This is a genomic window from Micromonospora sp. NPDC005237 (genome assembly GCF_040607775.1).
Classification (GTDB): domain Bacteria; phylum Actinomycetota; class Actinomycetes; order Mycobacteriales; family Micromonosporaceae; genus Micromonospora.
This window is the reverse complement of the sequence record NZ_JBEXHJ010000001.1, coordinates 818,640-837,571: the sequence shown is the minus strand read 5'-3', so window position 1 is coordinate 837,571 and position 18,932 is coordinate 818,640. Positions and strand designations below refer to the sequence as shown.

The following is an 18,932-nucleotide window of genomic DNA, read 5'->3' as shown; positions in this document are numbered from 1 at the left end:
ACGTCGGGGAGCTGCTCAGCCGGCCGGTCTTCGATCGAAGCGCCCGGGTGGCCGGCGTATTGCCGGGTTCCCGGGGGCCACTACCGGAGACCGGTACGCTGACCGGCTCCCTCTCGGGTTGGTCGCGCGGCCCGTGTTCTTCAGGTGGGACGCCGATCGGGGGAGCGGCCGGTGGGCCACTCCCCCGTCACGTCACCGGCGCAGACCGAGCCGCTCGATGAGCGTCCGGTAGCGGGCAATGTCCTTCTTCTGGACGTAGTTGAGCAGCCGACGGCGACGGCCGACCAGCAGCAGCAGCCCACGGCGGCTGTGGTGGTCGTGCTTGTGCACCTTCAGGTGCTCGGTCAGCTCGGCGATCCGCTTGGTGAGGACCGCGACCTGGACCTCCGGCGAACCGGTGTCGCCCTCGGCGGTCGCGTACTCCGCGCGGATGCTGGCCTTGGCTTCCTGGTCGAGCGCCATGTTCTCCCTGTTTCGATGGGTTGATCAAGTAGGTGTCCGTCGTCCCGATGGACCGGGAACGGACCGGTACCTCGCACCCGCGGCGTCGAGCAGGCACGCGAGGCCCCACGCCGGTCACCCGACGTCCCCGCAAGACTACCAGCACCCACGGGTAACAGCCGGCCAAGGGCCCGCGCGGCCCGGTGGATGATCAGCTCAGAGCGCGCCGGGTGCGTGCGACGTCCTGTTCGATCTGGGCGATCAACGGCTCGATCGAGTCGTAGCGGACCTGACCGCGCAGGTGCGCCACGAAGTCCAGGGCCAGCCGCTCGCCGTACAGGTCGCCGTCGAAATCCAGCGCGTACGCCTCCACCCGCCGCTCCCGACCAGAGAAGGTCGGGTTGGTGCCGACCGACACCGCGGACATCAGCGGCTCGGACTGACCGCGACGGATCAGGCGGGCGGCGTACACCCCGTCGGCGGGCACCGCCGCGTACCGGTGGCAGAGCAGGTTCGCGGTGGGGAACCCCAGCACCCGGCCGCGCTGGTCACCGCGGACCACCACGCCCTCCACCCGGTGCGGGCGGCCCAGCGCGGCCGCCGCGGCGCCCACGTCACCGGCGTCGACGCAGGAGCGGATGTACGTGGAGGAGAAGACCGTGCCGTCCGCGGCGACCAGCGGGCCGCCCTCCACCCCGAAGCCGAAGGTCTTCCCCAGCCGCTCCAGCAGCGCCACGTCGCCGGCCGCGCGGTGCCCGAAGCGGAAGTTGCCGCCGACCACCACCAGCGCCGCGTGCAGGTGCTCGACCAGGATGTCGTGCACGAACTGCTCGGGCGGCAGCCGGGAGAACTCCGGGGTGAACGGCACCACGCAGAGCACGTCCACGCCGAGCGCCTCGATCAGTTCCGCCTTGCGGGCCGGCTCGGTGAGCACGGCCGGGTGCGAGCCGGGGCGGACCACCTCGGCCGGGTGCGGGTCGAACGTGACCACCACCGACTGCACGCCCAACTCCCGGGCCCGGGCCACGGCGTGCCCGATGGTCGCCTGGTGCCCCTTGTGCACGCCGTCGAAGACGCCGATGGTGACGACCGAGCGCCCCCAGCCGCCGGGCGCCGCGTCGTACCCCCGCCACCGCTGCATGCCGTTCCTTTCCTGCTGTCCCGCTGGTCGGCGGGTCGACACCGCCGGCCGGAAGCCGGCGGACCTGCGTCCCGCCGTCAAGCCGGGGCGAGCACGATCTCCGCGCGGGCCCGCCCGTCCCGCTCGCTGACGATAGCGATCAGCCCGCCGGTCGGTCCGAAGACGGCGTACGGCCCGGTGATGCCGGCCGGGTCCAGCGGCCCGCCGTGGCCGAGCACCTTCGCCTCGTCGGGTGTCGCCTCCCGGCGCGGGAAGAACCGGTCGGCCGCCGCGTCCAGCGGCAGGTTCACCACGGCCGGGGCGCGCTGCTCCAGCTCGTCGAGCGTGGCCGCCTCGGCGAGGGTGAAGCCACCCACCGCGGTCCGGCGCAGCGCGGTGAGGTGCCCACCGACGCCGAACGCCAGGCCCGCGTCCCGGGCGATGGCCCGGATGTACGTGCCGGAGGAGCAGGTGACGTCCACGTCCACGTCCACCACGTCCGGCTCGGTGCGGCGGATCGCCAGCACCTCCAGCCGGGAGATGGTGACCCGCCGCGCCGGCAGTTCGACGCTCTCGCCGTCGCGCACCCGCTTGTACGCCCGCTGCCCGTCGATCTTGATGGCGCTGACCGCGCTCGGCACCTGGTCGACCTCCCCGGTCAGGGCCGTCAGCGCGGCGCGGATGGCCTCGTCGGTGACGTGACCGGCCGGGGTGCTTGCGATCACGTCGCCCTCGGCGTCGTCGGTGACGGTGGCCTGGCCGAGCCGGATCGTGCCGGTGTAGCTCTTGCCCGCGCCGATCACGTAGGTCAGCAGTCGGGTGGCCCGCCCCACACCGATCACCAGGACACCGGTGGCCATCGGGTCGAGGGTGCCGCCGTGCCCGACGCGGCGGGTCTTCGCCAGCCGGCGGATCCGCGCCACCACGTCGTGCGACGTCATGCCGCCGGGCTTGTCGACCACGATCAGACCATCGGTGCTCACGTCGCCCAAGCCTGCCAGACAGCCTCTCGGCGACCGGAGTCGCCCGGCGCCCTCCGGCCGACCCCGGCCCGCTGTCGCCACGGCGGCGCCCGGGTGCCGGCTGCTGCTGGGCGCGCCGAACGGGACAGCGCCGTCGTCGGCCGAATGCGAAGATCACACGCCCGTTCCCGCCGAACCAGGACTACACGATGACCAGCGAAGACCCCGCCAGCCCGCCGAACACCACCGACCCGTACGCGGTCGCCAGCGAGACCGACGACATCCGGGTGCCGGACTGGATGCGGGGGCCGGCGACCGAAACCCCCGTGACCGGCGCTGATCGGCTGCGGCTGGGCTGGGAGCAGCACGCGGGCAAGCTGCTCGGCGGCGTCGGCGGGCTGGTCGCCCTGGTGCTGCTGGCCGTGCTGGCCTGGAGCGGGTACAGCGCCGTGCAGCGGATCCACGACGGGGAGCCGCTGCTGGGTCAGGGCTCCTCCACGGCGCCGCCCCGGCCGGTCGACGAGAGCGGCAACAGCCTCGGACCGTTCGTCGGCACGCCGGCAGAGACGTTCGCCGTGGGCGCGGCGGCCATCACGCTCCCGGCGGCCAAGGCTGCCGCGCCGTTCACCGCCAAGCAGGTCGGTGACGCGTTGGCGAAGGTCAAGGGGGCGTTGATCCAGAGCCGACTCGACCCGTCCATGCTCTTCGGCGATCCGGACCAGTTCCTCGCCCTGCTGGCCCCGGACGCCCGCGCCGACCTGCGCAAGGACTTCGCGCAGGGGACGAACCTGAACTACGCCACCCTGGTCGACCGCGCCGCCGACCCGAACCTCGACCTCGCCGACGGCATCCGGGCCAGCGGCACCGTGGAGTACCGGTCGACGACCGACAGCGACGGGATCCGGGTGCTGGCGATCACCACCCGGTTCATCTGGGTCTACTCCTTCGACCTGCCCCGCCCGCAGGCGTACGCCCCGGGCGCCGAACTCGTCACCCTCCGGGACCAGGTCGTCTGGCACGTGCCGCACCCCGACGACGTGCGGGCGGGCTCGGCCGGGCTGTGGGTGGACAGCGCCGACGTGACGGTGCTCAACGCGACCTGCGCGGCGATCCGCAAGGGCCGGATCGACCTGGAGATCGCGCCCGAGGTGGGCCTGCCGAACACCGCGCCGACCGGGGACATCTACGACCCGGGTTGGCGTCCCGGCGACGGCGAGGACTGCTGAGCCGGGGGCAGGCCGTCAGCGGATCGCGCCGACCACGGCCCAGGCGCCGCTGCGCAGGCGCAGCAGCAGGGCGACCAGCCGGATCGCCACGAAGAGGGTGAGCCCCGCCCAGATGCCGCCCAGCCCCAGGTCGAGCCCGTACGCCAGCCAGATGGCCGGCAGGAAACCGCCAAGCGCCGCCACGATGGTGAGGTTGCGCAGGTAGCGGACGTCGCCCGCGCCGATCAGCACGCCGTCGAGCGCGAACACCACCCCGGCCAGGGGCTGCATGGCGACGAACCACGGCCAGGCCACCATGGCCTGCTCGCGTACCTGCTCGTCGGAGCTGAACCAGGACGGCACGACGCCGGCGCCGGCGGCGATGAGCAGCGCGAAGGCGACGCCGCAGACGCCGCCGAGCAGGCCGATCCGGCGGGCCAGCGCGCGGGCGTCCGCCGCGTCGCCGGCGCCGAGCGCGGCACCGACCAGGGACTGCGCGGCGATGGCGAGGGCGTCGAGCACCAGGGCCGTGAAGAACCAGAGCTGCAGGGCGATCTGGTGTGCGCCGACGGCGGCGGCGCCGAAGCGGGCGGCGACGGCCGTCGCGGAGAGGAAGCTGGCCTGGAACGCCACGCCCCGGATCAGCAGGTCCCGACTGAGCACGAGTTGCTGGCGGATCACCCGCGGTCGGGGCCGCAGCGAGACCCGTTCGGCGACCAGCGCCGCGGCGAAGAGCCCGCCGGCGATGGTCTGGGCGACCACGTTGGCGACCGCCGAACCGGTCAGGCCGAGCCCACCGGGATAGACCAGCAGCGGGCAGAGCAGCGCGGAGAGCAGGTTGGGGCCGAGCACGAAGAACAGCGGCCGCCGGGTGTCCTGCACGCCGCGCAGCCAGCCGTTGCCGGCGGCGGCGAGCAGCAGGCCGGGGGCGCCGAGCGCCGCGATCCGCAGCCACCCGGCGGCGGCGTCGGCCACGTCGCCGGCACCTCCGGCGAGGGTACGCGCCAGCGCGCCCCCGCCGATCTGCATGCCGATCGCGACCAGCAGCCCGACGCCGAACGCGAGCCACGACGACTGGACTCCCTCGGCCACTGCCGCCGCCCGGTCGCCGGCGCCGAAGCGGCGGGCCGACCGCCCGGTGGTGCCGTACGCGACGACGGTGCCGAGCCAGGCGGTGAGCGTCATCACCGTGCCGCCGACGGCGAGCGCCGCCAGGGGCACCCGACCGAGGTGACCGACGACGGCCGTGTCGACGAGCACGTAGAGCGGCTCGGCGGCGAGGACGACGAGGGCCGGCAACGCGAGGCCGGCGATGCGGCGTGGCGAGGCGGATCGGTCGGTGGTGGCAGGGTGGCTCATCGCCGCCGATCCTGGCACGACGACGGTAAGGATCGCAATCCCGCCGAGGACTTACTCCATCGGCGGCGTCACCGCCCGGCGGAGTGGCTCACTGGCGGGTGTCCATCGACGTCTGCAGCGCGCGGCGGGCCTGCTCGCGGGCGTCGTCGGTGGTGGTCTCGGGCTTGGGCTTGTTCGGCATGGTGGCGCTCCTTCCAGGGTGCGAGCCACCGGCACGCGGCAGCCCTCACGGGCGGTCGTGCTGAGCGCCCCACGGCGGTCCGGGGTTACCGGAGCAGCCGACTGGGCAGCGTGAGCCCGGGTCGGTCCGACCCTGGAGGGAGGCAGCGCGAGGTGTGGCACCACCGCCCACGACCTGCATCACCACGTGATGCCGGCCGCCTCCCAAGTTATCGTTCAGGTCCACATGCTGCTCCCGGTTCCCGCCATTTGGACGGTCGGCAGCCCGGCTCAGCGGGCCAGGAAGTGCCAGCCCAGCCACCACCAGAACCCGAACAGACCGATCCTGCCCACCGGCACCGAACCGACCTCGTAGCGCATCACGTACGCGCAGACCTCGCCCAGGGTCGGTATGCGGGATCCCTCCCGCCGGGCCAGCCACTCGACCCCGACGAACAGGGCCAGGGCGGTGAGGAAACCGCCGATCGCGAGTGCCCGCATCATCGCCGCGCCAGCCCCCAGAACGCGGCCAGCCAGGCGAACCAGGCCGCCGACCGGGTCAGATGATCCTCCAGCAAGGGGTCGGCCAACCGGGAGAAGGTGGGGAAGTCGTCGCCCACGGCCAACACGAAGGTCGCGCCCTCGAAAACCCCGAAGACCACCACCGGCAGTGCCCACCAGGCCGCTCCCGGGCCCAGCCGACGCGGCGCCGGCCGCCGGGGCACCCGGTTGCTCAGACCGAGCCAGATCAACACGCCGCCGGTGCCGAGCGTGTAGAGATTGGCCTCGGTGGAGAACGACGCGAACCGGCCGCCAACGAGGGACAGGCAGAGGAGAACCGGGACGGAGACGGCGGGCCGGTCCCAGGCTCGGGGGGCCTCCACGGTGAGGTCGTGCGGCTGCTCCATCCCGCAATTCTTCCCGTTCTCACGGAGCGCGGCTAGACCGACACCCCCCGGAGCTGACCCTGAACTTCCCGCCCCGGACGGAAACGTGAACGGGCCTGGTCAGCTGCGCCGGACGGCCCGGGAGCGGTCAGGCGTCGCCGGTGATCAGTGCCCCGGCCAGCTCGCCGCGGATCGCCTCGACGACATGCTCGGCGGTCCCCCGGCCGGTGAACCCGGCCGCGAACGTGTGGCCACCCCCGCCCAGCGCCACCGCCACGCGACTGACGTTCACCGCGCCCTTGCTCCGCATCGACACGGCCCACTCGTCGGGGGCGGTCTGCTTCAGCACGCAGCTCACGTCCGCCTCGGCGGTGCAGCGCACCGAGTCGATCAGCGCTTCCAGGACGTACGGCCGCTGGTCGTGGCGGGCCAGGTCGTCGAGCGTGGCGAAGGTCCACACCAGCCCTCGGCCGTCGGCGGCGGCCGGCTCCAGCCGAGCACGGCCGAGCACCTCCCCGAAGAGGCGGACCGCGCCGAAGGGTCGGGTGTCGAACACCCGCCGGGAGATGTCCCCGGGCGAGATGCCGGTGGACAGCAGCCGGGCGGCAAGCTGGTGCACCGCCGGAGTGGTCGCCTCGAACCGGAACGAGCCGGTGTCCGTGGTCAGCGCCACGTACAGGCACTCGGCGATGGCCCGATCCAGCGGTACGCCCAGTCGCGCCAACAGCTGCTCGGCCACCACCGACGTGGCGGCGGCCCTCGGGTCGACCAGGTTGACGGTGCCGAAGCCCGGGTTCGAGGCGTGGTGGTCGAGCACCAGGACGGCAGGAGCCGTCGACAACCGACCGGCCAGCTCACCGAGGCGCGACTCGCTGGCCGCGTCGAAACAGATCACCAGATCCGGAGCCGGGTCCGCGGCGCTCGCCGGGACCAGCAGCTCCAAGCCGGGCAGCCCCCGGAACGGCTCGGGCACCTCCGGCGGCCCGGGAAAGGTCGCCTGCAACCGGTGTACGCCGAGCTGGCGCAGGCCCAGACCGAAGCCGAGCATGCTGCCCAGCGCGTCGCCGTCCGGGTTGACATGGCAGATCAACAGCACCCGGCTGGTCGGCCCGACGGCGCGGATCAGCGCCTGGGCCGCGGCCCAGTCCGCCTCGGCCGGGCCGGCGTCGACCGGCGCGACGAGTTGGGCACCGGCGGCGCCCGTCACCGCGCTGCCCCACCCCGGGGGATCTCCGTGACGTCGGCGGCCACGTCGGCCTCGTCGTCGTCGGTCTCGTCCTCGTTCTCGTCGTCGTCGACCCGGTACGGCTGCGCCTCGCCCGCGTACTCCGCCCGGGCGGCCAGCCGCTGCACCTCCGCGTCGGCGTTGCGGGCGGCGGCGAGCAGATCGTCGATGTGCTTGACCTGGTCCTGCACGTCGTCCAGGACGAAGGTGAGCGTCGGCGAGTGCCGCAGCCCGAGCGCCTTGCCGACCGTGCTGCGCAGCAGGCCCTTGGCGCTCTCCAGAGCCGCCGCGGTGTCCGCCTGGGCCACCGCGTCGCCAAGGACCGTGTAGAAGACCGTCGCGTCGCGCAGGTCAGCGGTGATCCGGGCATCGGTGATGGTGATCATGCCGAGCCGCGGGTCCTTGATCTGGCTCCGCACCACCGACGCGACCAGCTCACGCACCCGTTCCGCGTGCCGGCGTACCTTGGCCGGATCAGACATCTCGCCACCTCCACGGCGTCCTGCTCCCGGCCGACCCGGCGACCCGGGGGCCGCCGGCCCGACCGGCCAACATCTCGAACACTACCTTCGCGGCGGCACCGGTCGCCCGGCACCGCCGGCACCCCGTTTCAGTCGTCGTCCACGCCGTACAGCCGGCGTCGGACCGACAACAACTCGACCTCGGGACGCGCGGCCACCAGGCGCTCGCAGGAGTCGAGCACCTCGCGGACGTGCGCCGCTTCGGCGGCGACCACGGCCACCGCTATCTCCGCTCGACCGTGCAGGTCGAGCGCACCCACCTCGGCGGCCGAGACCTCGAAGCGGCGCAGCGCCGCCACGATCGGCCGTACATATGATCTCTTGGCTTTGAGCGACCGGGAGTCGCCCGGCAGCAGCAGGTCGAAGACCGCGTTTCCGGTGAACATCGCCCCGGACGATACCGGCAACCCGCCCCGCATGATCAAGGGGTTTACGCCGGTTGGCGTAAACCCCTTGATCAGCGTGTCACTGCCGGATCAGGCGCGAGCCTTCTCCCGCATCTCGAAGGTCTCGATGACGTCGCCGACCTGGACGTTGTTGTAACCACCCAGGGTCAGACCACACTCGAAGCCCTCGCGGACCTCCGTGGCGTCATCCTTGAACCGCTTGAGCGAGGTGATCGTGAGGTTGTCCGCCACGACCGCCCCGTCCCGCAGCAGGCGCGCCTTCGCGTTGCGCCGGATGATGCCCGACCGGACGATACAACCGGAGATGTTGCCGATCTTGGACGAGCGGAAGACGTCGCGGATCTCCGCGCTGCCCAGCTCGACCTCCTCGTACTCCGGCTTGAGCAGGCCCTTGAGCGCTGCCTCGATCTCCTCGATGGCCTGGTAGATGATCGTGTAGTACCGGATCTCCACGCCCTCGCGGTCGGCCATCTCGCGGACCTTGTTCGAGGCCCGCACGTTGAAGCCGATGATCGTGACCGGCTCCGACGAGGCACTCGCGAGCATGACGTTGCTCTCGGTGATCGCGCCGACGCCCCGGTCGAGGACCTTGAGCTGGACCTCCTCGGGGATGTCGAGGTTGAACAGCGCGTCCTCCAGGGCCTCCACCGAACCGGAGACATCACCCTTGAGGATGAGGTTGAGCGACGTCTTCTCGCCCTCCTTGAGCTGCTCCATGAGCGTCTCAAGAGTGGCCCGACCACGGGAGTTGGCGAAGGACGCCGCCCGCCGCCGTGCCTGCCGCTGCTCGGCAATCTGCCGCACCGTACGGTCGTCCGCCGCGGCGAGGAACGTGTCGCCCGCGCCGGGAGGCGCGGTCAGACCCAGCACCATGACCGGACGCGCCGGACCAGCCTCGGTGAGCTGGTTGCCGTTCTCGTCGAGCATGGCCCGGACCCGGCCGTGCGCCCCACCGGCGACGATCGAGTCGCCCGCCCGCAGGGTGCCCTTCTGCACGAGCACCGTCGCCACCGCACCGCGACCCTTGTCCAGGTGCGCCTCGATGGCCACACCCTGCGCCGGCCCGTCGATCGGAGCGGTCAGCTCCAGCGACGCGTCGGCGGTCAGCAGGACAGCCTCGAGCAGTTCCTCGATGCCGATGCCCGGCTTCGCGGCCACGTTGACGAACATGGTGTCGCCGCCGTACTCCTCGGCGACCAGGCCGTACTCGGTCAGCTGCTGGCGGACCTTGTCCGGGTTGGCCTCCGGCTTGTCGACCTTGTTGACCGCGACCACGATCGGCACGTCGGCCGCCTTGGCGTGGTTCAACGCCTCGATGGTCTGCGGCATCACGCCGTCGTCGGCCGCGACCACCAGGATCACGACGTCCGTCACCTGGGCACCACGGGCACGCATGGCGGTGAACGCCTCGTGACCCGGGGTGTCGATGAAGGTCACCGCGCGGTCCTCGCCCTCGTGCGGGACGTGGACCTGGTAGGCACCGATGTGCTGGGTGATGCCACCGGCCTCGCCGGCCACGACGTTCGCCTTACGGATCGCGTCGAGCAGCTTGGTCTTACCGTGGTCGACGTGACCCATGACGGTCACGACCGGCGCACGACTGACCAGACGCTCCTCGGCCACCTCCGCGTCGAGGTCGATGTTGAACTGCGCGAGCAGCTCGCGGTCCTCGTCCTCCGGGCTGACGATCTGCACCTCGAAGCCGAGGTGCTCACCCAGCAGCTGCAGGGTGTCGTCAGAGCAGGACTGGGTCGCGGTGACCATCTCGCCCAGGTTGAACATCTCCTGGACCAGCGAACCCGGGTTGGCGTTGATCCTGTCGGCGAAGTCCGACAGCGAGGCGCCGCGGGAGAGCCGGACGACCTGACCCTGACCCCGGGGAGCACCCGAGCTCATGGTCGGAGCCGACAGGTTGTCGAACTCCTGTCTGCGCTGCTTCTTGGACTTGCGGCCACGCGTCGGCCGGCCACCCGGACGCCCGAAGGCACCCGCGGCGCCGCCGCCACGGCCACGACCGCCGGCACCCGGGCGACCGCCGCCGCCCGAGGGAGCGCCCGGACGGAAACCACCGCCGGGAGCACCGCCACCGCCGCCGGGACCGCCACGGTAGCCACCGCCACCGCCGGCACCCGCGCCGCCACCGGGGCCGCCGCGGTAACCGCCGCCACCACCGGCGCCGCCGCCGGGACCACCACGGAAACCGCCGCCACCGCCACCGGGGCGACCCGCGCCGCCACCGGGACGACCGGCGCCACCCGGGCCGGGACGACCGGCAGCCGGACGCTGACTCGGCATGGACGCCGGGCTGGGCCGCGGCGGCATGGAGTTCGGGCTCGGCCGCGGCGGCATACCCGCCGGGCTGTTGGGCCGGGGGCCACCCGCACCCGCGGCCGGCGGCCGCTGCTGCTGGCCACCCTGGATGCCAAACGGGTTGTTACCGGCGCCGCGCGCCGGCGGACGACCGCCCGGTCGGGCACCGGGACCCGGCGCCGGCGTGCTCGGCCGAGCGGCCGGCGAACCGGGACGGGGCGGCATCGCGGCCGGACCCGGCCGCGGACCGGGGCGGTTGCCGTCTGCCGGAGGCTCCCGGCGAACGGGGTTTTCCCGCTGCTGCTGGCGGGCGGCCTGCGCGGCCTTGACCGCGGCCTCCTGCTCAGCCTTCAGCGCGGCGGCACGCGCCTCTGCGGCCGCCACCTCGATGTCGTGGGCACTCGCCGGCTTGGCGACCGGGGCCGCGGACTGCGGCGCACCGGGCACCGGACCCTTGGGCTTCGGACCGGGTGCCGGCGCGGCCGGCCGCCGAGGCGGCATCGGCTTCGCCGAGACCCGGGGGGCGCCCGGGGTCGGAGACGGCGTCGGGGTCGGCGTCGAAGCCGGCGTCGGCGCGGGCGCCGACGGGGCGGCCGGCGCCGGAGCACCGGACGACGCGACGAATGCGTTACGCAGCCGTCGGGCGACGGGCGCCTCGACCGTGCTGGACGCGGACTTGACGAACTCGCCCATTTCCTTCAGCTTGGCGAGAACGGTCTTACTCTCGACCCCGAGCTCTTTTGCAAGCTCGTGTACGCGGGCCTTGCCTGCCACTGCACTCCTCACTCCGAGGTCGTGCGGGCAGCACCCGCAGCGACCTCACTCGTGCACTTGAAGCCTGGTCATTTCAGGGACTTCATCGTGTGCTCATGTCGGTCGTCCTACCCTGCTAGCGACCCTCGCCCGGTCGGGCTGACCGGACGTAGTGGTTGGCGCATCGACGTGCTCTGCCAGCACACCGTGGTCGAGGACCTCGGTGATGCGCAGCGCTCGCCCGAAGGCTCGGCGCCGCACCGCCAGCGCGAAGCAGGCCGGATCCGGGTGCATGTTCGCTCCCCGACCCGGCAGCCTGCGGCGCGGATCAGGCCGGAGGCTGTGACCAGCCTCGTCCCCGATCGCGACGACCCGCAGCAATTCGCTGGCCGGCGCACGTTGCCGGCAACCCACACAGGTGCGCTCCGGCTGCGCGCGTCGTACCACTGGAGGAAGTCTACCCCTAGCTGCCCGAGATCGCGCCGCCCGGCTCCGGCACATGCTCGGCCGCGCCGCGCGCGGCCGGGGCGGTCTGCTCCGCGTCGGACCGGATGTCGATCCGCCAACCGGTCAACCGGGCAGCGAGTCGGGCATTCTGCCCCTCGCGGCCGATGGCGAGCGAGAGCTGGAAATCCGGGACGGTCACCCGGGCGGCCCGACCGGCCAGGTCCACCACCTCGACGCGCAGCGCCTTGGCCGGCGACAACGCGTTACCGACGAAGGTGGCCGGGTCGTCCGACCAGTCGATGATGTCGATCTTCTCACCGTGCAGCTCGCTCATCACCGCGCGCACCCGCTGGCCCATCGGGCCGATGCAGGCGCCCTTGGCGTTCACCCCGGGGGTGGTGGAACGGACGGCGATCTTCGTACGGTGACCTGCCTCACGGGCGATCGCGCCGATCTCGACCGTGCCGTCGGCGATCTCCGGGACCTCCAGCGCGAACAGCTTCTTGACCAGGGCCGGGTGCGACCGGGACAGGGTGATCTGCGGCCCGCGCATGCCCTTGGCCACGTGCACCACCACGCACCGGATCCGCTCGCCGTGCGCGTACCGCTCGCCGGGCACCTGCTCGGACTGCGGCAGCACGCCCTCCAGCTTGCCCAGGTCGACGCTGACGATGCCCTTCTCGGTACGGGTCTCGTGCGCCTGCACCACGCCGGTGACCAGGTCACCCTCGCGGCCCACGTACTCGCCGAAGTGCACCTCGTCGGTGGCCTCCCGCAGACGCTGGAGGATCACCTGTTTGGCGGTCATCGCGGCGATCCGCCCGAAGTCGTGCGGCGTGTCGTCCCACTCACGCACCAGGGAACCGTCGTCGTCCATCTCCTGCGCGTACACCAGGGCCGCGCCGGACTTGCGGTCGATCTCCACCCGGGCGTGCGGCTCGGCGCCGTCGGTGTGCCGGTAGGCGGTCAGCAACGCGGTCTCGATCGCCGCGAGAATCGTGTCGAACGGGATCTCCCGCTCGCGCTCGAGTGCGCGCAGCGCCGCGAGGTCGATGTTCACCTCTCCTCGTCCTCCACATCATCTTCGTCGTCGATGTCGTCTGAATCGTCGTTCTCGTCGGTCTCGTCCGCGTCGTCGAACTCGTCCGGCTCACCCAGCTCGGCGAGGCGGGTGAACTCGACCTGCACGCGGCCCGGGCCCAGCTGGGCGTACGCCCACAGGGTCTGGCCGTCGTCGGTCTCCAGCCGCACGCCCTCGTCGTCGGCCCCGACCACCCGGCCGGTCAGCTGGCGGTCCCCGGAGGGCTGCTCGCCGCGCTGGCCGGGCAGCGCGACCGCGCCCCGGACGGTGACCTTGACCAGCCGGCCCACGTTGCGCCGCCAGTGCCGGGGCAGGGTGAGCGGCCGGTCCACACCCGGCGAGCTGACCTCGAGCTGGTATTCCCCGGCGAGAATGTCGCCGCCGGTCTCCTCGGCGGCGTCCAGAGCGGTCGAGACCGCGCGGGAGACGTCCGCGACGGCGTCCAGGTCGATGCCGCCGTCGGCGTCCACGATCACCCGCACCACGTGCCGGCGGCCGGCCCGGGAGACCGACAGGTCCTCCAGGTCGTAGCCCACGCCGTTGACCACCGGCTCGATCACGGTCCGCAGCCGGGTACGCCGTGCCGCGAGATCACCGCCGCCGCGCGGGGCGGCGCTGTCGCGCGGACCGCGGGAGCCCGCGCCGTCGCGGGGTCGACCCGTCGACCTGGTGGCACGGCCACGCTGCGTCATCTGCGCACCCTCTCCCTGGTCGACCGGGACCCTCGTCCCGCCATGCCGGCACGCCACCGGAGCGGACGCGCCGGTGGCTGCGCAGAGCGTAACGCGCCTGCCCGGCAGCGGACCGGGCGGCGCACCGACGGCGATGGCCCCCGGACCGGCGCGGATGGTGTTCACTGGCTCGGTGGGGATCGGCAGAACGACACCGCGCGACCAAGTATCCGGACATAACCGGCGAAACCTCCTGCGCGTCGGGGCGCTGCTGGCGCTCGGCTGCGCAGCGGCGCCGCTGACCGGCTGTGATCTTTTCGACCGCGACGACGAGCCGGCGCCACCGCCGGACCCGCTGCGCCCGATGGTCGACGAGTCGCTGGGCCTGGCCGCCGCGTACCGGGCGAGCGCCGCCGCCCACCCGGAGCTGGCCGACCGCCTCGGCCCCATCGCCGAGACACACACCGCGCACGCCACCGAGCTGGCCCGGGTGATCGGCCTCGCTCTCCCGTCCACACCCGCCGCCGACCCGAGCGCCACCGCGGCGACCGAGCCGGCGGACGCGCTGGCGGCCCTGCGCGCGCGGGAGAAGACCGCACAGCAGTCCGCCACCGCGGCCTGCGCGGCGGCGCCCGCCGAGCGGGCGGCGCTGCTCGGGTCGATCGCCGCCGCGCGGGCCACCCACCAGGAGGCACTGAAGTGAGGCAGCCCACCGCCGGGGAGGCGCTCGCCGCCGCCCTCTCCGCCGAGTACGCGGCCATCTACGCCTACGGGCGGATCGGCGTCCGGCTCACCGGGGCGGCACGCGAGTCCGCACACCAGGCGGAGGCCGCACACCGACGCCGGCGCGACGCGCTGGTCGTGCAGCTCAGCACCACCGGCGGCACCGTTCCACCGGGCCGGGCCGGGTACGCGCTGCCGTTTCCCGTCACCGACCGGGCGAGCGCGTTGCGGCTGGCCGTCGAGGTGGAGGAGCGCACCGCGGCGCACTGGCGGGCCGCTTTGGCGTCCACCACCGGCCCGGACCGCGACCAGGCGCTGGCCGCCCTGGTCGAGTACGCCGTACGGGCCACGCGGTGGCGCAAGACCGCAGGGGTGACCCCGGCGACTGTCGCATTTCCCGGCCGCCCGACCTGAACCTGGTCCACTCCGGTTGCGGAGCGCATACCAGGTATGCATACTCCGTTGCCATGTCCATCCGTCACGGGCTACTCGCCCTTCTCGAACGCGGCCAGATGTACGGCTACCAGCTGCGCGCCGCGTTCGAGGAGTCGACCGGCTCGACCTGGCCGCTGAACATCGGGCAGGTCTACACCACGCTGTCCCGGCTGGAACGGGACGGTCTGGTGCGCCCGCTGCCGGAGAGCGAGGCCGGGCAGCGCCCGTACGAGATCACCGACGCCGGTCGGGCGGACCTCGCGCTGTGGTTCGCCACCCCGATCAGCCGCACCGACCGCCCCCGCGACGAGCTGGCGATCAAACTGGCCCTGGCGCTCACCACCCCCGGAGTGGACGTCCGCTCGGTGGTGCAGGCCCAGCGCAGCGCGACCATGCGCACGTTGCAGGAGTTGACCCGGTTGAAGTACGGCAGCGACCGCCCGGAGGACCTGCCGTGGCGACTGGTGCTGGACTCGATGGTGTTCCAGGCCGAGGCTGAGGTGCGGTGGCTGGACCACTGCGAGACCAGTCTGGTCCGGCTCCAGCCCAACGGGCCGACGCCGCCCCCGACCCGGCCGCCCGACCCCGGGGCGTCCGACGGCGCGCGGTGGGCCGACGAGGAGGCGCGACGGTGAGCGGAACGGACGACGCGGTGCTGGAGCTGCGCGCCGTCCACCGCACCCACGGGTCCGGCCCGGCGGCGGTCCACGCGCTGCGCGGTGTCAGCCTGGTCGTCCGGCCGGGCGAGCTGGTCGCCGTGATGGGCCCGTCCGGTTCGGGCAAGTCGACGCTGCTGGCCCTCGCCGGTGGGCTGGACCGCCCGACCCGCGGCGACGTCCGGGTCGAGGGCCAGCCGCTCGGGGCGTTGGATCGCCGCGGGCTGGCCCAGCTGCGCCGCCGCCGCATCGGTTACATCTTCCAGCAGCTCAACCTGCTGGCCAGCCTGAGCGCGTTGGAGAACGTCGCGCTCCCGCTGGAGCTCGACGGCGTCGGCGGCCGGCGGGCCCGTGCGGCGGCTCTGGCCGCGTTGACCGAGGTGGGCCTGCCGGCGCTGGGTGACCGCTTCCCGGACCAGCTCTCCGGTGGTCAGCAGCAGCGGGTGGCGATCGCCCGCGCGCTGGTCGGCGAGCGGCGGCTGGTGCTCGCCGACGAACCCACCGGGGCGCTGGACTCGCAGACCGGCGAGGCGGTGCTGCACCTGCTGCGCCGCCGGGTCGACGCGGGCGCCGCAGGCATCCTCGTCACCCACGAGGCGCGCCACGCCGGCTGGGCCGACCGGGTGGTGTTCCTGCGCGACGGCGTGCTGGTCGACACGACGGCCCCGCTGGGCAGCGTCGAGCAACTGCTGTCCGGCAGCGACCGTTGACCCTGCGCCGGACGCCGCTGGCACGCCGCCGCGTCGATCCCCCGGCGGTCGGGCCGGTGACAGCGCCCACGCCCGTCGGGCGGCGGCGGTTCGCCGAACTGACCGGCTCGTGGCGGGCGGCGCTGCGGATCGCCCGACGCGAGTCGCGCCGGGCGCGTCGGCGTACCGCCCTGGTGCTCGCGATGATCGCCCTGCCGGTGCTGGTGCTGGCCTTCCTCGCCACGAGCTACGACATGTCCGAACTGACCCCGCAGGAGCGTGTCGACCGCCGCCTCGGCGTCGCCGACGCGGAGCTGCGGTGGTTCGCCGAGACCCCGGTCATCCAGGACGAGTGGGGCGACAGCTGGTATCCCCGTGACGACAGCCAGTCAGCGATCGGCCGCCCGGCCACCGCCGCCGAGGTGACCGCGTTGCTCGGCCCCGGCAGCCGGGTCACCGAGGTCCGCGCCGGAGGCCCGGTGACGGTGCGGGGCCCGAGAGGCGACGAGACCCTGCAGGGGCGGGTTCTCGACCTCGCCGACCCGCTGGCCCGGAGTCTGGTGCGGTTCCGGTCGGGGCGGGCGCCGCAGCAACCCGGCGAGGTCGCGGTGAGCCCGGCGGCGCTGCGTCGCCTGGACGTACGCCTGGGCGACGCCGTGGCCACCGCCGACCGGGCGAGGACGTACACGGTGGTCGGGGTTGTCGAGTTTCCCGACGACCTCGGCCCGGTGGTGGCGCTGCACCCGGCGGCCGTCGGGCGGGCCGATCCGCAGACGGAGAGCCGCTGGCTGGTCGACGTTCCCGGCGTCGTCGACGCGGCGATGGTGTCGCGGCTCAACGACCACGGGGTGGTGGTCGCGCCGCGCCACCTGCCCGCCTCGGCGACGTCGTCCCGCAGCTGGATCGGCTACGCGGACACCACCGACCTGAGCACCGGCGTGCTCATCGCCGGTCTGGGGTTGCTGGAGGTCGTGCTGCTGGTCGGACCGGCGTTCGCCGTGGGGGTCCGCCGTCGGCGCCGGGACCTGGCGCTGGTCGCCGTGGCCGGCGGGGACGCGGCCCAACTGCGCCGGGTCGTGCTCGCCGACGGGGTGGTGCTGGGCGTGCTGGGCGCCGCGGCGGGGTTGCTGCTCGGTGTCGGCGCGGCGTTCGCCGGTCGTCCACTCATGGAGCAGTACGTCTTCGGCGCCCGCTTCGGCGGGTACCGCTGCTGGCCCTCGGCCCTGGTCGTGCTCGGCGGGGTCGCGGTGCTGGCCGGGGTGCTGGCCGCGCTCGCGCCGGCCTGGACGGCGGCCCGGCAGGACGTCGTCGCCGGGCTCGCCGGGCGACGTACCCCGCCGCCGCCCCGGGCCCGCGCCCTGACCCTCGGGTTGACGCTGGTGGTCGGTGGGGCGGCGCTCGCGGCGTTCGGGGCCACCCGGACGTCGCCGGCGGTGATCCTGACCGGCCTGATCCTCGGTGAGCTGGGCCTGGTCTGTTGCACGCCGACGTTGATCGGCGCGCTCGCCCGGCTCGGCCGGGTGCTGCCGCTGGCACCCCGCATCGCGCTGCGCGACGCCAGCCGCAACCGGGCCGCCGCGGCGCCGGCCATCTGCGCCGTGATGGCGGCGGTGGCCAGCAGCGTCGCGCTCGGCGGATATCTGACCAGCGACGGGGTCCGCGACGCGCGCACCTACCAGCCGATGCTGCCCACCGGTCACGTCCTCATCAACCCCCAGGAGCCGGGCCGGCAGCCGGAGCCGACGTTGGCCCAGATCGACGCCGTCGCGCGGGCGCAGCTGGGCGCCACCGCCGTCGCACCCGTACGCACGCCGCTCTGCTCCTCGACCGACGGCGCGGCGGACTACTGCTCCGTCGGGCCGGAAATCCCGCCCGAGCGCGTCTGCCCCTTTGTGCCCGGGGACAGGCTGTCGGCGACGCAGCGTCGCCAGGCGCGGGCCGACCCGCGTTGCCGGAACCGTGCCGCGGACTACTTCGGCAACGGCGTCGAGACAGTGGTGGACGACGGCAGCGCGCTGCCGCTGCTCACCGGCGCCGACGCGGCGGCGACCGCCGCCGCCACCGCCGTGCTGCGCGCCGGGGGCGTGGTGGTGACCGACCCGCGCTACCTGCACGACGGCCGGGTGACGGTGCAGGTCAACGAGGTGCGGGCCGGGCGGGACGAGCCGACCACCACCCGGCGCGACCTGCCCGGGTACGCGTTGCCGCCCACGGTCGGCCAGCCACGCCTCCTGCTCTCCGCGTCCGCCGCCCGACAACTCGGTCTGAGCCCCGTCCAGGCGGGCTGGGTGGTCGACACTCCGGCGCCGCCCAGCCAGCGCCGGCAGGATCGATTCGCCAAGGACCTGCGGGCCTTCGGGACGTTCTCCCTCCAGGTGGAGCAGGGCGCCGCCCCGCGCGACGACTCACCGCTGCTGCTGCTGCTCGCCGCGGCGGCCGGAATGATCACGGTGGGCGCGGCCGGGATCGCCACGGCGCTCGCCGCCGCGGAGGGCCGCGCCGAACTGTCCACCCTCGCCGCGGTCGGCGCGGCCCCTGCGGTACGCCGACTGCTGGCGATCTGTCAGGCCGGGGTGATCGCCGGTCTCGGCTCGGTGCTCGGCATCGTGGCCGGGCTCGGCACCGCGGCGATCGTGCTGTTCTCGGCCAACCGGGAGTACGCCACGGCCTGGCCGGCACGGGAGCCGTACCCGTACCTGGTGCCGTGGCCGGCGCTGGGCGTGCTGGTGCTGGTGCCGGTGGTGGCGATGCTCGGCGCGGGCCTGTTCACCCGGTCGGGGCTGCCGATCGAACGGCGCCTGGACTGAACCCGGGCCACCCGGGGGCCGGGGGCCGGGGGGCCGGAACCGGACCGTCCGGGGGTGCCGTCGGGGCGGGGCAG

Annotated in this window: 19 protein-coding genes; 6 read left to right on the top strand and 13 right to left on the bottom strand. The window is 73.8% G+C overall.

All coding sequences use genetic code 11. The features are described from left to right. Positions 1-192: 192 nt before the first annotated feature. The 3 genes from rpsO to truB all read right to left on the bottom strand — a co-directional run bounded on the left by rpsO (position 193) and on the right by truB (position 2,544). Complete coding sequence (rpsO, locus tag ABZT87_RS04020; RefSeq protein WP_007456699.1) at positions 193-462, bottom strand: 30S ribosomal protein S15; 270 nt, start codon at positions 460-462, stop codon at positions 193-195. 190 nt (positions 463-652) lie between these two features. Then, positions 653-1,582, bottom strand: a complete 930-nt coding sequence (locus ABZT87_RS04015; protein ID WP_355066853.1) for a bifunctional riboflavin kinase/FAD synthetase — start codon at positions 1,580-1,582, stop codon at positions 653-655. Positions 1,583-1,659: 77 nt separating this feature from the next. Beyond that, the gene (gene truB, locus ABZT87_RS04010) at positions 1,660-2,544 is read right to left on the bottom strand and encodes a tRNA pseudouridine(55) synthase TruB (RefSeq protein WP_354857669.1); all 885 of its coding nucleotides are present in this window, start codon (positions 2,542-2,544) and stop codon (positions 1,660-1,662) included. A 188-nt stretch (positions 2,545-2,732) separates the two neighbouring features. On the opposite strand from truB, the gene ABZT87_RS04005 reads away from it, so the two are divergent. Continuing rightward, positions 2,733-3,749: a hypothetical protein gene (locus ABZT87_RS04005; protein ID WP_354857666.1), complete on the top strand. Its 1,017-nt coding sequence runs from the start codon at positions 2,733-2,735 to the stop codon at positions 3,747-3,749. Between the two features lie 15 nt (positions 3,750-3,764). On the opposite strand, the gene ABZT87_RS04000 is transcribed toward ABZT87_RS04005, so the two are convergent. The 10 genes from ABZT87_RS04000 to rimP form a co-directional block, all read right to left on the bottom strand. Beyond that, complete coding sequence (locus ABZT87_RS04000; protein ID WP_354857665.1) at positions 3,765-5,087, bottom strand: MATE family efflux transporter; 1,323 nt, start codon at positions 5,085-5,087, stop codon at positions 3,765-3,767. 450 nt (positions 5,088-5,537) lie between these two features. Further along, on the bottom strand, positions 5,538-5,747 hold the full coding sequence (locus ABZT87_RS03995; RefSeq protein WP_234588302.1) for a DUF6186 family protein: 210 nt from the start codon (positions 5,745-5,747) through the stop codon (positions 5,538-5,540). Then, positions 5,747-6,154: a hypothetical protein gene (locus ABZT87_RS03990; protein WP_355133465.1), complete on the bottom strand. Its 408-nt coding sequence runs from the start codon at positions 6,152-6,154 to the stop codon at positions 5,747-5,749. The genes ABZT87_RS03995 and ABZT87_RS03990 overlap by 1 nt, the downstream gene beginning before the upstream one ends. A gap of 127 nt (positions 6,155-6,281) precedes the next feature. Further along, the gene (locus ABZT87_RS03985; RefSeq protein WP_354857660.1) at positions 6,282-7,340 is read right to left on the bottom strand and encodes a bifunctional oligoribonuclease/PAP phosphatase NrnA; all 1,059 of its coding nucleotides are present in this window, start codon (positions 7,338-7,340) and stop codon (positions 6,282-6,284) included. Beyond that, positions 7,337-7,840: a 30S ribosome-binding factor RbfA gene (gene rbfA, locus ABZT87_RS03980; protein ID WP_355133463.1), complete on the bottom strand. Its 504-nt coding sequence runs from the start codon at positions 7,838-7,840 to the stop codon at positions 7,337-7,339. Before rbfA ends, ABZT87_RS03985 begins: the two co-directional genes overlap by 4 nt. A 128-nt stretch (positions 7,841-7,968) precedes the next feature. Next, positions 7,969-8,265: a DUF503 domain-containing protein gene (locus tag ABZT87_RS03975; protein WP_234588255.1), complete on the bottom strand. Its 297-nt coding sequence runs from the start codon at positions 8,263-8,265 to the stop codon at positions 7,969-7,971. A 90-nt stretch (positions 8,266-8,355) separates the two neighbouring features. Beyond that, the gene (infB, locus tag ABZT87_RS03970) at positions 8,356-11,370 is read right to left on the bottom strand and encodes a translation initiation factor IF-2 (RefSeq protein ID WP_354857655.1); all 3,015 of its coding nucleotides are present in this window, start codon (positions 11,368-11,370) and stop codon (positions 8,356-8,358) included. 93 nt (positions 11,371-11,463) lie between these two features. Next, entirely contained in the window at positions 11,464-11,796 is a 333-nt protein-coding gene (locus ABZT87_RS03965) for a YlxR family protein (protein ID WP_266251254.1), read from the bottom strand. A 16-nt stretch (positions 11,797-11,812) separates the two neighbouring features. Continuing rightward, a complete protein-coding gene (nusA, locus tag ABZT87_RS03960; RefSeq protein ID WP_354857652.1) occupies positions 11,813-12,856 on the bottom strand; it encodes a transcription termination factor NusA in 1,044 nt (347 codons plus the stop codon). Then, positions 12,853-13,569 carry a ribosome maturation factor RimP gene (gene rimP / locus ABZT87_RS03955; RefSeq protein WP_355133461.1) on the bottom strand — a complete coding sequence of 239 codons (717 nt, stop codon included), beginning with the start codon at positions 13,567-13,569 and terminating at the stop codon, positions 12,853-12,855. The genes nusA and rimP overlap by 4 nt, the downstream gene beginning before the upstream one ends. A gap of 154 nt (positions 13,570-13,723) precedes the next feature. On the opposite strand from rimP, the gene ABZT87_RS03950 reads away from it, so the two are divergent. The 5 genes from ABZT87_RS03950 to ABZT87_RS03930 are packed head-to-tail and all read left to right on the top strand — an operon-like array spanning position 13,724 to position 18,858. Further along, entirely contained in the window at positions 13,724-14,251 is a 528-nt protein-coding gene (locus ABZT87_RS03950; RefSeq protein WP_355133459.1) for a hypothetical protein, read from the top strand. Then, positions 14,248-14,685, top strand: a complete 438-nt coding sequence (locus tag ABZT87_RS03945) for a ferritin-like domain-containing protein (protein WP_355133457.1) — start codon at positions 14,248-14,250, stop codon at positions 14,683-14,685. Before ABZT87_RS03950 ends, ABZT87_RS03945 begins: the two co-directional genes overlap by 4 nt. A 53-nt stretch (positions 14,686-14,738) precedes the next feature. Next, on the top strand, positions 14,739-15,341 hold the full coding sequence (locus ABZT87_RS03940; RefSeq protein ID WP_355066858.1) for a PadR family transcriptional regulator: 603 nt from the start codon (positions 14,739-14,741) through the stop codon (positions 15,339-15,341). Then, a complete protein-coding gene (locus ABZT87_RS03935) occupies positions 15,338-16,072 on the top strand; it encodes an ABC transporter ATP-binding protein (protein WP_355066859.1) in 735 nt (244 codons plus the stop codon). The genes ABZT87_RS03940 and ABZT87_RS03935 overlap by 4 nt, the downstream gene beginning before the upstream one ends. A gap of 56 nt (positions 16,073-16,128) precedes the next feature. Continuing rightward, complete coding sequence (locus ABZT87_RS03930) at positions 16,129-18,858, top strand: FtsX-like permease family protein (RefSeq protein ID WP_355133455.1); 2,730 nt, start codon at positions 16,129-16,131, stop codon at positions 18,856-18,858. The last annotated feature ends 74 nt before the right edge of the window (positions 18,859-18,932 follow it).

Excerpts from the sequence above, each read along its gene's own strand:
- ABZT87_RS03990 (WP_355133465.1), bottom strand. The coding sequence starts at position 6,154 with ATGGAGCAGCCGCACGACCTCACCGTGGAGGCCCCCCGAGCCTGGGAC.
- ABZT87_RS03995 (WP_234588302.1), bottom strand. The coding sequence starts at position 5,747 with ATGCGGGCACTCGCGATCGGCGGTTTCCTCACCGCCCTGGCCCTGTTC.
- ABZT87_RS04005 (WP_354857666.1), top strand. The coding sequence starts at position 2,733 with ATGACCAGCGAAGACCCCGCCAGCCCGCCGAACACCACCGACCCGTAC.
- rimP (WP_355133461.1), bottom strand. The coding sequence starts at position 13,569 with ATGACGCAGCGTGGCCGTGCCACCAGGTCGACGGGTCGACCCCGCGAC.
- ABZT87_RS03975 (WP_234588255.1), bottom strand. The coding sequence starts at position 8,265 with ATGTTCACCGGAAACGCGGTCTTCGACCTGCTGCTGCCGGGCGACTCC.
- ABZT87_RS03950 (WP_355133459.1), top strand. The coding sequence starts at position 13,724 with ATGGTGTTCACTGGCTCGGTGGGGATCGGCAGAACGACACCGCGCGAC.
- rpsO (WP_007456699.1), bottom strand. The coding sequence starts at position 462 with ATGGCGCTCGACCAGGAAGCCAAGGCCAGCATCCGCGCGGAGTACGCG.
- ABZT87_RS03940 (WP_355066858.1), top strand. The coding sequence starts at position 14,739 with ATGTCCATCCGTCACGGGCTACTCGCCCTTCTCGAACGCGGCCAGATG.
- ABZT87_RS04015 (WP_355066853.1), bottom strand. The coding sequence starts at position 1,582 with ATGCAGCGGTGGCGGGGGTACGACGCGGCGCCCGGCGGCTGGGGGCGC.
- ABZT87_RS04000 (WP_354857665.1), bottom strand. The coding sequence starts at position 5,087 with ATGAGCCACCCTGCCACCACCGACCGATCCGCCTCGCCACGCCGCATC.
- rbfA (WP_355133463.1), bottom strand. The coding sequence starts at position 7,840 with ATGTCTGATCCGGCCAAGGTACGCCGGCACGCGGAACGGGTGCGTGAG.